Raw genomic sequence first — 12074 nt, 5'->3', positions numbered from 1 at the left:
AAATATAGAAGAATATGAAAAAAATATATTGTCTACTATTTGCAATATTGCCTTTAACGGCATTTGCAGGTGAGGTTAAAGTAACCAAACCGACATTGACACTAGAAAATGATACACTTACACTGGATTTTGACTTCAATGTGGAAGAAGTAAAAGTCAACAGTACGCAGTCTTATGCCTTTACTCCTGTACTGTTTTATGGAAAGAGTTATCAAACTCTCCCTCCGGTAGTGGTAAGTGGCAAGAAACACTTCAAGATGCGTCGTAAAGATCGCCGTATCGCCAAGAAAGGTGATTATACCCAACCGTATACCATTGTTAAAGGCAAGTCTGCTGACCGTCAAGACCGTATAGACTATAAAATCTCCATTCCTTATCAGGAATGGATGAGTAAGGCCGATATGTGGATACTTCAAGAAGGCAAGAAAGACTGCCTTATCGACTTACCCGAAATTCAGATAATAGAACCGGAAATTGTGGAAGAAGCTCCCGCCCTACCGCAAAAAGGCGCAATTTGTGAACCTTGTATGAACATGGTATCTTACCTTACTCCAACTGAGCAACCACTAAAAATACGTTCAGAACAAAACACCTTATATATAGAGTACGCAGTAGGTGGTACTGAATTTAAAGCTGACTACAAGAATAATTCCGCTGAATTGCAGAAGCTGAAAGAAACGCTAAATCCTCTGACTGAAGGTGACCTTATCACTTTTAAGGCTATCAACATATGTGGTTATGCATCACCCGACGGTTCTGCCAAGACGAATGATCGCGTAGCTACCAAACGCGCAGATTCTTTCGCACTCTATCTGAAGGGAAGTTATAACTTCCAAGATAGTATTCTGAAGGTTACATCAGCCGGTGAAGACTGGAACAGTCTCATCGAAATGCTCAAAGAAGAGAAACCGGCTTATGCAGAAAAGGCATTGGAAATCATAGCAAAATATCCGAACCTGGATGTACGTGAAGCAAGACTAAAATCCGGTTTGGGAACTTCTTACCGCACAATGGTTAATGACTACTTCTCACGTCTACGCCGTTTGTCTATCTCTGTTGAATACGAAATTAGAGAAGTACGTAACTCGGAAGCCGCAGAACTCATCTATACTAATCCGAAAATGCTGAACCTGCAAGAAATGTATGGGGTAGCAAAGAAATACCAGCCGGGCACAAAGGAATACAAGGAAGTATATGAGATTGCCGCCACCAACTATCCGCAGGATGTTGTGGCAAATATCAATGCAGCATCCGCTAATATTGTTTATGGTGACTTTGACCGTGCAAAACAGTATATGGAAAGAGTCAAAGATGATCCGCGCGCATGGAACAACATGGGGGTACTGGCATGGTTGTCAGGTGACTCTGAAATAGCACAAGAATGGTTTACCAAAGCATTGACCGTAGAACCGGAAAAAGCACAAGAAAATTTGAATAAAATGAAGTAATAACATCATCTTATTCCTCTTGAAAAGGTTGCAATACTGGAGTTTTTATTCTATATTGCAACCTTTTAAGTATAGAACCTGAAACATGATAAAATACCTGATTTTATTCTTTACTTTTGCCAAAATAGGCATGTTTACCATCGGTGGTGGTTATGCCATGATACCTCTCATTGAACGTGAAATCATTAAAAAAAAATGGATGAACAAAGAGGATTTTATGGAAATGTTTGCACTCACCCAATCTCTGCCTGGTGTATTTGCGGTAAACATATCTATCTTTGTAGGTTACAAGCTACATAAAGTAAAAGGTAGTTTAGTGTGCGGACTAGCAACCATCCTTCCTTCTTTCACCATTATGATGTTGATAGCCATGTTTTTCGCCCACTTCCAAGACAACCAAGTCATGATACGCATCTTCAATGGTATCCGCCCAGCAGTAGTTGCCCTCATCCTCTTTCCCTGTATCTCTGCGGTGAAAGCGTTGAAACTAAGATATTGGCAGCTGATACTCCCAGCCATCGCCACAGTACTAATCTGGCAGTTTGGACTGTCTCCTGTCTACATTGTCTTGACTGGTATTGCGGGAGGAATGATATACACATTATGGTTAAAAGATAAACTGACAAAATTACAAATATGATATACTGGCAACTCATTTTAGTATACTTAAAGATTGGCATGTTTGGATTTGGCGGTGGATACGCAATGTTATCCCTGATACAATATGAGGTAGTAGACCATCATCACTGGCTCACTTTACAACAGTTTACCGATGTGGTAGCCATTTCACAGATGACACCTGGTCCGATAGGTATCAACAGTGCCACCTATGTAGGTTATTCCGTCACACAAAGTGTATGGGGAGCCGTGGTTGCTACGGTTGCCGTCTGTCTACCTTCCTTCCTGCTAGTACTCCTCATCTCCTACTTCTTCGTGAAGTGCAAGAATAATAAATATATCAAGGCAGCAATGTCCGGATTACTGCCTATGTCTGTTTCATTAATAGCCGCTGCTGCCCTACTACTGATGAACAAAGAAAATTTCATTGATTATAAAAGTCTGCTCATCTTTGTAGGAGCTTTTGGCGTGACATGGAAATGGAATTTACATCCCATCTTATTGATAATATTCTCGGGTGTTGCCGGATATCTCCTGTATTAAGTTCTTCGTCAGGAATAACCTTTAATTATCTCCTGTTCCCAAGTCATTCCGCTGATATCAGTCAATATCAGGTTATAATTTCCCGGAGAAAGGTTTATTAAGCCGGCGCTTTCAATGTTGAGCGTTGCCTTGGCTCCGAGTGGAATAATCATACTGTGTCTGCCCGGTTTCACCTTTGCTACATACTTATTATGTATATTTCCAGTGGGAAAATGAGCCAAGTCTTCCATATTCAAATTAAGAATTTTATTACCCTCCATATCTTCCAGGGCAATACCAATAAGGAAAGAACCATAAACATCAATACCCTCAACCCTCGACATGGTAAACTGAAGTCTTCTATCCTGCAGATTTGCATCTGTAATCTCTATTTTGGGTTTTACCGACATATTGTGTAGTTCTCCAAATACCCCTCCATGAAACATCTGATTGGTAAATAACGTCAAGAACAAAATTACTCCGCTACCTATAAGTACCAACTTTTTCAAAGATTCCCCTTGTAACGGAAATTCTCCGGAAGCAACCCAAGAATACCATTTCCATTCACTAAATCCAGGATTTTTAGAAATCCATAGATTATCCATAGAATAATGACCTCCTCCTGCTAAAAAAATTGTGAAGCCGGTAGCTATCCCCAGTACTCCGATTTGCCATTCGTCCAAACAAACAGAACCTATCCATCCAGATCCCAACAAAATACCACCTGCCAAAATAATTACCCCAATACTTGCCAAACGGGTAAAACACCCCAACATGAACAATAAACCGACTATCCCCTCAATGATAGTAAAAATAAGCATCGACCACCATAAAATATCGGGTGTAGCCACCAAATATTCTATCACGGGTCTAATTCCCAATGCATTTGGAAGAAAATGATTAAATTGTTCTCCGATATATCCCGGAGAATCTTCTACTAATCTATTCTCCAATACAATACGTCTCCAAAATACAGAAAAGTACGTCCAGCCTACTACCAGACGAAGAGTAAGTGTAAACATTCCCGAGAGATTGTATACACGACTTGTAGTAAAATCCTGTTTCATCGTTATCTATTCAATTTTTATCGTAGATAAATAACAATATAAAGACTCTTTTTGTTTCTTATAGAAAAAATATTTTACTAAAAAATCAAGAAACATAAACTACTTTACGCGCATAACACCACACTACACTATATGCCACCAAAGGAACAGTGAATGCCATCACCATTGTACTATGATCAGCAACCAATCCCATCAGTAGAGGCCCCACTACCCCCCCTACCGGAGACATCATCAAGAAAGAAGAAGCACGTTTGGTATGATTACCCAGTCCTCTGAGCGACAGGGCAAATATAGTTGGAAACATTATCGCTTCAAAGGCATATCCACATAGAAGTGCCACCAATGAGACCATCCCTACATCCAATAGTACCACCAAAGTGGTCAGCACTGTTCCCGTAGCGCATATCAGCAACATTTTCTCTGCACAGACACGCCCCATTATCCAACTACCAATAAATCGTCCCAGCATAAACAGTCCCAACCCTCCGAAAGAGAGTATCAATGAAGCATCACGAGCATTCATCCAACCTTGCTCTACCACATAATTGATAAAGAAACTATTAATAGAGATTTCTCCTACCTCATAGGCAAACAATGCGATAAGCCCAAAAATGAAAAGACGGTGTGACCATAGTTTCACTTGGTTACCGTCTTTATCTACTTCTACACAATGTTCTATCTCCGGTAACTTGATTTTCGTAAATACCACAGTAACCAATAACACTATCACTCCCATACAGACATAGGGTAAAGCCACATTTCCCGAACCACCTGTACTATCTTCCGGAAACAAGAGTAATCCCGTCAACACAGGTGCACAAATACAACCTAATCCATTGAAGGATTGCGCAAAATTTAATCTGCTGGCAGCTGTCTCTTTTGCTCCCAATTCAGTGGCATATGGATTTGCAGCAGTTTCCAGAAACGTCAATCCACAACCAATGACAAACAAAGCAAATAGAAAAAGATTAAATGACAAATAAAACTGTCCCGGAATAAAAAGTAGCGAACCTATTCCATAGAGTAATAACCCGAAAACGACTCCTCTACGATAACCAAAACGGCTGATAAATAACCCTGCAGGAATAGCCATCACAAAATACCCCATATACATCGTCACTTGTATGAAGGCCGAATGTGCTTTCGAAATGTTCAGCAATTCCTGAAAATGCTTATTCAGTACATCCAGAATAGCGTGCGCAAATCCCCACAAGAAAAAAAGCGAGGTAATCAAAATAAAAGGAACAAGATATTGTTCTCCTACTAATGGTATACGTTTCTGTTTCATAAGTAAGATTATCGCGGAAATCCTTATCCGTTATAAATGTGGTTGCAAAGATAAACATAAGAATTCAAATTCGTTCTTCATAGCAGAAAGTTATATAAATTCCAGCCGGCTACTTAGAAAAGCATCAAATCCTTTCAATATGACCTGAAAATAATATAGAGATAACATATTGTATATCACCCAATTTTTGCTATACAGATCTTTCAAATCTTACAATAGTTACATCGTAAGACTTGAAAATCCTTCTTTAAAAATGAGGATGGCTATCCATGTCTAACAAATATGTTCTAATGTCGCTCTCAGAATATCCCAGTTCCCTATAATGTTGTATCAGTTCATAATTACGATCAACAATCTCATATATACTATCAAATCCTATGATAGGACTATCCATTTCAACATCAAAGTCTTCTAAATGAACATTTGCAATTAATTTCTCTGTAAATATCTCTCGAAATATCCCCCATGAAGCATACGCTATTATTGTCTCATTTTGTTCATCCATTTCTCTTATAAGAATATCCCAAGTCATAGCATGTTCAATATTCGGACTACATATATCTTTTACAATATTCCGTACAAATGTATATAAACAATCAACAGATTGACCTTGTGAATATGGATCATACTCATTAATAATATGTTGGTATTTCTCCATCATATTACTATTAGGAACAGCATGTGAAGAATGGTTATCTATCAAAGAAAAAGAGGAAATGTCGACTATCGTGATTACATATGGAGCAGACGATTGTTCCACTGAATTTTTCCATAGAAAAGCAAAACCATGCCCATGTAACCTCTCCCCCTTATCAGCCATTAACTGAAGTATGTTCCGAAGTAATTTCTCTTTTGTACGTAAGTCATGTTTATGATCATATAAACCAACATGATAACCTCCCAAATGCTTTTCCCCAATCAATATATCATATTTCTTTGCATAGATTTCCGATAAATCCAGAATTCTTAGTCTTTCATTCTCTTCATCATCAATTGTTGGTTCCAAACAAATAATATGCCTATTCAACCAAATTATTTCATTTACTACATAATGTTTTAACAATGTAGGCCATGATGTTGAAATAATGACAAAAACAATTTCACCTTCAGAAAAGAAAGGTAATTGAGAACGTATTTCTCCTATATACGCCCCCAATTCGGTTCCCACCTGACGGGTTGCATTTTTCTCGTTTTTCAACTCAATACAAACAAGTGAGGAGGTTTCTGGAGCAAACAATAAAAAATCAGGTTTTAGTATCTCTTGTTTCTCCAAAGATATATTTTCATTTTCTACAATAATTTCATTGGTATATAACGACTCTAGACACCACTTATAAGACTCTATTATTTTATTACTTTTCCAATCCAAACCGTCAAAAACCGTTTCACTACCATAATCAGCAGCATTCAATATCAAATCAGCTAGGGCAGTGTCTGTTTCCTTATGAAGGAGTCGGCTTAGCCATTGCTGCATTTCGGTTTCGGAACAAAATACCTTTTTTCTCATTGTCGAATTTTATGGAAAGTATAATAAAAAGAATGGAAAAGAATGAAACAAAAAAGACACTAATATACTAAATATTAGTGTCAAACATTTATTATTTTAAAGATATTCTTTAAGCGGTGCGTACGGGACTCGAACCCGTGACCCCATGCGTGACAGGCATGTATTCTAACCAACTGAACTAACGCACCATAATTTCATTTTATCATTGCCATCTCTCTCGATTGCGGTTGCAAAGGTAGACAAATATCTTATATCTGCAATAGGTTTTGAGAAAAAAAATCATCTTTTTTTTAACATAGGTTGATTATAAGAGATTTATGTTACCTTTGCAAAACGAACTTAAAATGAATAAGTATGAAAAATACCCCAATTGAACAGAAATTGATTGATGAAACTATTAAAGAATTCAATATAGCAGACTTTTCTAAAGCCACTATTCGTGAAGTAAAAGCAATTGCCGCCAAGGTTGAAGCAACTTCGGGTGTAGAATTTATTAAAATGGAAATGGGAGTTCCGGGACTTCCTCCTTCTACTGTAGGTGTAGAGGCAGAAATTGAAGCTTTGCAAAAAGGGATTGCAAGCTTATATCCCGATATCAATGGACTGCCGACATTGAAAGAAGAAGCCTCACGCTTCATCAAAGCATTTATTGATGTAGATGTTGCGCCTGAAGGTTGTGTCCCTGTTACAGGTTCCATGCAGGGTACTTTTGCTTCTTTTCTCACATGCGGCCAATGTAATGAGAAGAAGGATACCATTCTCTTCATTGATCCGGGTTTTCCGGTCCAAAAGCAGCAATTGGTCGTCATGGGACAGAAATACGAGACATTCGATGTATATAACTATCGTGGTGACAAACTGAAAGAAAAACTGGAAAGTTACCTTAAGAAGGGGAATATATCTGCCATCGTTTACTCAAACCCTAATAATCCCAGTTGGATTTGTCTGAAAGAAGAAGAACTTCGTATTATCGGCACATTGGCCACTCAGTATGATACAATCGTCCTAGAGGATCTTGCTTACTTTGCCATGGATTTTCGCCAAGATTTAAGTAAACCTTTCCAAGCTCCCTTTCAACCGTCAATAGCACATTATACAGACTATTATGTACTGCTCATTTCCGGTTCCAAGGCCTTTAGCTATGCAGGACAGCGAATCGGTGTAACTTGTATTTCGGACAAGTTGTATCATCGTGCCTATCCAGGATTTACGAAACGTTATGGTGGTGGAACATTCGGTACTGTATTTATTCATCGTGTACTCTATGCTCTTTCTTCAGGAACAAGCCACTCGGCACAGTACGCACTTGCTGCTATGCTGAAAGCTGCCAACGATGGAAAATATAATTTTCTCAATGAAGTAAAGATTTACGGTGAACGCGCCCGCCGCCTGAAAGAAATCTTCTTGCGCCATGGTTTCCATCTGGTATATGATAATGACCTGGGTGACCCTGTCGCTGATGGTTTTTATTTTACGATCGGTTATCCAGGTATGAACAGTGGAGAACTCGCCAAAGAATTGATGTATTATGGAGTAAGTGCCATTTCACTGGTAACTACCGGAAGTGACCAACAGGGATTGCGTGCCTGTACTTCATTCATCCAGGATCACCAATATGCTCAACTAGACAAACGTATGGCTATCTTTGCCGAAAATCATCCGACTAAATAATATTAACTGAGCCAGAAAACTTTAATATCAATAAAAGCATTCTATTATTGATAAAAAAAGGAAATATAATTTGTTTTTTATAGAATATTCTGTAAATTAGTGGCATGTCTATTAATACAGATATATTCAAAATAGAAACTAATCATATAGTTCCTGCACGAGGAAAGGTTCTGATTTCTGAGCCTTTCCTTTGTGATCATATATTTGGACGTTCGGTTATCTTATTGATAGATCACACACAAGAGGGTACAATGGGATTGGTAATGAACAAGTCTCTACCCTTATTTCTGAACGATATATTCAAAGAATTTGATTATCCAGAAGATATACCTATATATAAAGGCGGTCCGCTTAGCACAGACACGCTTTTCTATTTGCATACTCTGGAAAATATTTCAGGATCACTCCCTATCAGCAAAGGTTTCTACCTGAACGGTGATTTTAACGCTATCAAAGAATACATTATGCGGGGAAATCCCATTAAAGGTAAAATACGTTTCTTCCTTGGTTATTCCGGTTGGGAATACGAACAATTGTGCCGGGAAATCAAAGAAAACACATGGCTTGTAGGAAAAGAAGATTTAAACTCACTGATGAACGTGAACAACAGCAAAGAGCTTTGGAAAAACGCTCTCGGTAAGTTGGGAAGTAAGTATGAAATGTGGTCCCATTTCCCACAAATACCTACCCTCAATTAACGTTCCGGATATATTGCATCAAGATGACGTCTTTGTAACGCCCCCCTACACACCACCATTCCCTCAAAAGCCCACATTGTTTAAAACCACATGATTTGAATAGCCGTATACTTTTCTCGTTATCCGAAGTCACATGAACGATCAATTGTTTCAGATAAAGAAAGCCGAAAGCGTAATCACATATAAGTTTTAATGCTTCTTTAGCATAACCGTTTCCCTGATACTCTTTCCGTACCGCGATACCAATTTCACCCCGTGCATGCATAGGAGCAAAATCCGTAATATCAATTGTACCCACTACGGTTTCATCCTTACATCTCACAATCATCATCCGTAACTGGCGATCAGCAAACATATCACATTGGGAATTTTCGATATATTGTTTTAGGACAAACTTAGAATATGGTACCGAGAAGTTAGTTATATCCCATGTTTGTGGATCATTTTCTATAGCGTACATCACCTCCAAATCCTCCGGTTCCATAGCACGGAGACGTATATGTTCGCCTATAAAATAAGATACTTTCATACTTATAATAACCCTGTCTTTTCTGTTTATTTTTCTTCTTTATCTATGTGTAATTCCTTGCGCAAACGCTCCTCACCAGGCAAGCAAAATAGAGAAGCTGTTAAAGCAATGAGTGCACAAAGTGCCCCCGTATCACTCAATATCATATAATAGGTGAAAAAACCTGCTAATACCGGTATGGCAAGTAAAGCTAACCGTATCCTACACCAAAAAGAATAGAGACGCAATGCATCCTGAATGGCTACTGTATCAATCCTTCTCACCAGTATCCACGAGAAAAGCTTCAAAGACAACGGCACGCATGTGGCAACCAGCAGAATAGTAATTGTTTCGGCAAAATAAGTGACACGTACATTACCTGCATATATTCCTATCCAGTCGCCTCCACTCTCTCCAAGTATTACAAGAAGGATAGGCAACAGCCAGAAATAAACGAAAGTAACCTTTATCCGCTTTACAACTTGTTTTATTTGTTCTTCCATTGAAATTTAATTGATAATTGATAATCAGCAGTTACCTACGGGGCTAGACGATACCTGAGAACGGAGTACGATTTACAATACTACGCCCCAAGGTTACTTCATCAGTATATTCAAGTTCATCACCCACAGAAACACCTCGGGCAATGACAGAAAGTTTCACGCCCATCTTCTCCAACTTACGGTAGATATAAAAATTAGTAGTATCTCCTTCCATCGTAGTACTCAAAGCAAGGATTACCTCTTTGATATCTCCGGCAGCAACACGTTGCACAAGACTTTCTATCTCCAAATCTCCAGGGCCAATACCGTCCATCGGAGATATAACCCCTCCTAATACATGATACAATCCACGGAATTGTTGGGTTGCTTCTACCGCCATCACATCCCGGATATTCTCTACCACACAAACTACAGATGTATCCCGTTGCGGATTAGAACAGATACGACACGTTTCAGTATCTGATATGTTGTGGCAAACCTTACAATATTTCACCTCACGTTTCAAAGTTATAATAGCGTTACCGAAAGCTTCTGCCACCGCCAAGTCCTGGCGCAGCAAATAAAGTACAAGCCTCATCGCTGTCTTCCGCCCTACACCGGGTAATTTGGCAAACTCATTTACTGCCTTCTCTAATAATATCGAGGGAAATTGTCCATTCATATTTAAAATTTTCCTATTAGTGGACAAAGATATACAGAATTCCGAATTAAGAACGAAATTTTTTGAAATAAGTACTACCTTTGCAAATGGAAATAACTAAAGAATTGATAACAAAATGGAGATTACAAATGCTGAATTCGTCATCAGTAATACGGACGTAAATAAATGCCCGGCAGGGAATTTCCCCGAATATGCTTTTATAGGACGTTCTAACGTTGGAAAATCCAGTCTCATCAATATGTTGACAGGGCGCAAAGGACTTGCCATGACTTCTGCCACTCCCGGAAAAACGATGCTCATCAATCACTTCCTGATTAACAAAAACTGGTACATCGTAGACCTTCCCGGATACGGCTATGCCAAACGAGGACAAAAAGGGCAGGAACAAATTCAGCGTATCATTGAAAGTTATATATTACAGCGAGAACAGATGACCAATCTCTTCGTCCTCATTGACAGTCGTCACGAGCCACAACCCATCGACCTTGCTTTCATCGAATGGTTGGGCACGAACAGTGTTCCTTTCTCCATTGTTTTCACTAAAGCCGACAAACTGAAAGGAGGTAAATTGAACTCAAATATCCGTGAATATCTGAAAAAGTTACAAGAACAGTGGGAAGAACTCCCCCCCTATTTCATCACTTCCTCTGAAAATCGTATGGGGCGGGAGGAACTGTTAAACTATATAGCATCCATTAACAAAGAGATAAACTCAAATAAATAAAAAGACATGAAAAGGACTTTTTTTTGGTACATTTTTATTGCCACACTGCTATTGACTACCAATAGTCAGGCACAATCTCTAAAAGATTTATTTAATAAAGGAAACATTGAAAAGGTTGTCAGCACTGTGACGGGTAAAACCTCTATTAACATGATCGGTACATGGACCTATTCCGGTTCCGCCATCGAGTTTGAGTCAGACAATATGCTAAACAAAGCAGGTGGTGCTGTTGCTGCAGGCGTAGCCGAAAAGAAACTTGACGAACAACTTTCCAAAGTAGGTATTAAGAACGGGCAAATGACATACACATTCAATGCCGACAGTACTTTCAGTGCCAAACTGGGAACCCGTGATCTGAAAGGCACTTATTCGTACGATGCTTCCAGCCAACAAGTAAAAATGAAATTTGCAAAGTTACTCCCCCTGAATGCAAAAGTGAACTGTACTTCTACTTCCATGGATTTATTATTCAATTCTGACAAACTCCTGAAACTGATTACCACACTTTCTGGTAAAAGTAATAATTCCACACTGAAAACAATCAGTTCATTAGCCAGTAGCTATGACGGTATGATGCTAGGATTTTCTCTAAAGAAAGAATGACGTATAGAGACAAAAAAGGCCCCACAGATAATGAAACCTGTGGGGCTTTTTACTATAAAATAAAGAAAGAGCGGAAAACGAGACTCGAACTCGCGACCCTAACCTTGGCAAGGTTATGCTCTACCAACTGAGCTATTTCCGCATTTGATGACTTTCTTTTCACAAAGAAACGTGCCCAGAACAGGACTCGAACCTGCATGCCTCTCGACACACGCACCTGAAACGTGCGCGTCTACCAATTCCGCCACCTGGGCAT

At 39.0% G+C, this 12074-nt stretch carries 13 protein-coding genes and 3 tRNA genes; 7 read left to right on the top strand and 9 right to left on the bottom strand.

Translation table 11 applies throughout. From position 1 onward, the window contains the following. Positions 1-14: 14 nt before the first annotated feature. The 3 genes from DXC10_RS15685 to DXC10_RS15675 all read left to right on the top strand — a co-directional run bounded on the left by DXC10_RS15685 (position 15) and on the right by DXC10_RS15675 (position 2609). Positions 15-1448 carry a DUF3868 domain-containing protein gene (locus tag DXC10_RS15685; RefSeq protein WP_101542599.1) on the top strand — a complete coding sequence of 478 codons (1434 nt, stop codon included), beginning with the start codon at positions 15-17 and terminating at the stop codon, positions 1446-1448. 85 nt (positions 1449-1533) lie between these two features. Next, on the top strand, positions 1534-2088 hold the full coding sequence (locus tag DXC10_RS15680) for a chromate transporter (protein ID WP_117738376.1): 555 nt from the start codon (positions 1534-1536) through the stop codon (positions 2086-2088). Beyond that, complete coding sequence (locus tag DXC10_RS15675; RefSeq protein WP_101542597.1) at positions 2085-2609, top strand: chromate transporter; 525 nt, start codon at positions 2085-2087, stop codon at positions 2607-2609. Before DXC10_RS15680 ends, DXC10_RS15675 begins: the two co-directional genes overlap by 4 nt. Positions 2610-2617: 8 nt before the next feature. Here the strand turns inward: DXC10_RS15675 and DXC10_RS15670 are convergent, their stop codons facing one another. The 4 genes from DXC10_RS15670 to DXC10_RS15655 form a co-directional block, all read right to left on the bottom strand. Continuing rightward, the gene (locus DXC10_RS15670; protein ID WP_101542596.1) at positions 2618-3655 is read right to left on the bottom strand and encodes a TQO small subunit DoxD; all 1038 of its coding nucleotides are present in this window, start codon (positions 3653-3655) and stop codon (positions 2618-2620) included. Between the two features lie 85 nt (positions 3656-3740). Next, complete coding sequence (locus tag DXC10_RS15665) at positions 3741-4943, bottom strand: sugar MFS transporter (protein ID WP_101542595.1); 1203 nt, start codon at positions 4941-4943, stop codon at positions 3741-3743. Positions 4944-5190: 247 nt separating this feature from the next. Further along, positions 5191-6450 carry a hypothetical protein gene (locus DXC10_RS15660; RefSeq protein WP_117738374.1) on the bottom strand — a complete coding sequence of 420 codons (1260 nt, stop codon included), beginning with the start codon at positions 6448-6450 and terminating at the stop codon, positions 5191-5193. Positions 6451-6564: 114 nt separating this feature from the next. Next, positions 6565-6638, bottom strand: a tRNA-Asp gene (locus tag DXC10_RS15655). Between the two features lie 166 nt (positions 6639-6804). On the opposite strand from DXC10_RS15655, the gene DXC10_RS15650 reads away from it, so the two are divergent. Then, the gene (locus tag DXC10_RS15650) at positions 6805-8121 is read left to right on the top strand and encodes a pyridoxal phosphate-dependent aminotransferase (protein ID WP_117738372.1); all 1317 of its coding nucleotides are present in this window, start codon (positions 6805-6807) and stop codon (positions 8119-8121) included. 104 nt (positions 8122-8225) lie between these two features. Then, on the top strand, positions 8226-8819 hold the full coding sequence (locus DXC10_RS15645) for a YqgE/AlgH family protein (protein WP_101542582.1): 594 nt from the start codon (positions 8226-8228) through the stop codon (positions 8817-8819). Here DXC10_RS15645 and DXC10_RS15640 read toward each other — a convergent pair. Genes DXC10_RS15640 through recR form a run of 3 tightly spaced genes read right to left on the bottom strand, consistent with a single transcriptional unit; the run spans position 8812 to position 10491 of the window. Beyond that, entirely contained in the window at positions 8812-9348 is a 537-nt protein-coding gene (locus DXC10_RS15640) for a GNAT family N-acetyltransferase (protein WP_101542581.1), read from the bottom strand. The genes DXC10_RS15645 and DXC10_RS15640 overlap by 8 nt on opposite strands. Positions 9349-9374: 26 nt before the next feature. Next, positions 9375-9830, bottom strand: a complete 456-nt coding sequence (locus DXC10_RS15635; protein ID WP_101542580.1) for a hypothetical protein — start codon at positions 9828-9830, stop codon at positions 9375-9377. Between the two features lie 43 nt (positions 9831-9873). Next, complete coding sequence (gene recR, locus DXC10_RS15630) at positions 9874-10491, bottom strand: recombination mediator RecR (protein ID WP_101542579.1); 618 nt, start codon at positions 10489-10491, stop codon at positions 9874-9876. A 115-nt stretch (positions 10492-10606) separates the two neighbouring features. On the opposite strand from recR, the gene yihA reads away from it, so the two are divergent. Further along, entirely contained in the window at positions 10607-11215 is a 609-nt protein-coding gene (gene yihA, locus DXC10_RS15625) for a ribosome biogenesis GTP-binding protein YihA/YsxC (RefSeq protein WP_101542578.1), read from the top strand. Positions 11216-11221: 6 nt separating this feature from the next. Further along, on the top strand, positions 11222-11818 hold the full coding sequence (locus tag DXC10_RS15620) for a DUF4923 family protein (RefSeq protein ID WP_117738369.1): 597 nt from the start codon (positions 11222-11224) through the stop codon (positions 11816-11818). A gap of 69 nt (positions 11819-11887) precedes the next feature. On the opposite strand, the gene DXC10_RS15615 is transcribed toward DXC10_RS15620, so the two are convergent. After that, positions 11888-11960: transfer RNA gene (locus tag DXC10_RS15615), tRNA-Gly, on the bottom strand. 30 nt (positions 11961-11990) lie between these two features. Then, positions 11991-12072 (bottom strand) — tRNA-Leu (locus tag DXC10_RS15610). Positions 12073-12074 lie beyond the last annotated feature (2 nt).

The organism is Bacteroides sp. OM08-11, from assembly GCF_003438665.1.
Classification (GTDB): Bacteria; Bacteroidota; Bacteroidia; order Bacteroidales; family Bacteroidaceae; genus Bacteroides; species Bacteroides cutis.
This window is presented reverse-complemented; position numbering and strand designations above follow the sequence as displayed.

Excerpts from the sequence above, each read along its gene's own strand:
- DXC10_RS15685 (WP_101542599.1), top strand. The coding sequence starts at position 15 with ATGAAAAAAATATATTGTCTACTATTTGCAATATTGCCTTTAACGGCA.
- DXC10_RS15680 (WP_117738376.1), top strand. The coding sequence starts at position 1,534 with ATGATAAAATACCTGATTTTATTCTTTACTTTTGCCAAAATAGGCATG.
- DXC10_RS15675 (WP_101542597.1), top strand. The coding sequence starts at position 2,085 with ATGATATACTGGCAACTCATTTTAGTATACTTAAAGATTGGCATGTTT.
- DXC10_RS15670 (WP_101542596.1), bottom strand. The coding sequence starts at position 3,655 with ATGAAACAGGATTTTACTACAAGTCGTGTATACAATCTCTCGGGAATG.
- DXC10_RS15665 (WP_101542595.1), bottom strand. The coding sequence starts at position 4,943 with ATGAAACAGAAACGTATACCATTAGTAGGAGAACAATATCTTGTTCCT.
- DXC10_RS15660 (WP_117738374.1), bottom strand. The coding sequence starts at position 6,450 with ATGAGAAAAAAGGTATTTTGTTCCGAAACCGAAATGCAGCAATGGCTA.
- DXC10_RS15650 (WP_117738372.1), top strand. The coding sequence starts at position 6,805 with ATGAAAAATACCCCAATTGAACAGAAATTGATTGATGAAACTATTAAA.
- DXC10_RS15645 (WP_101542582.1), top strand. The coding sequence starts at position 8,226 with ATGTCTATTAATACAGATATATTCAAAATAGAAACTAATCATATAGTT.
- DXC10_RS15640 (WP_101542581.1), bottom strand. The coding sequence starts at position 9,348 with ATGAAAGTATCTTATTTTATAGGCGAACATATACGTCTCCGTGCTATG.
- DXC10_RS15635 (WP_101542580.1), bottom strand. The coding sequence starts at position 9,830 with ATGGAAGAACAAATAAAACAAGTTGTAAAGCGGATAAAGGTTACTTTC.
- recR (WP_101542579.1), bottom strand. The coding sequence starts at position 10,491 with ATGAATGGACAATTTCCCTCGATATTATTAGAGAAGGCAGTAAATGAG.
- yihA (WP_101542578.1), top strand. The coding sequence starts at position 10,607 with ATGGAGATTACAAATGCTGAATTCGTCATCAGTAATACGGACGTAAAT.
- DXC10_RS15620 (WP_117738369.1), top strand. The coding sequence starts at position 11,222 with ATGAAAAGGACTTTTTTTTGGTACATTTTTATTGCCACACTGCTATTG.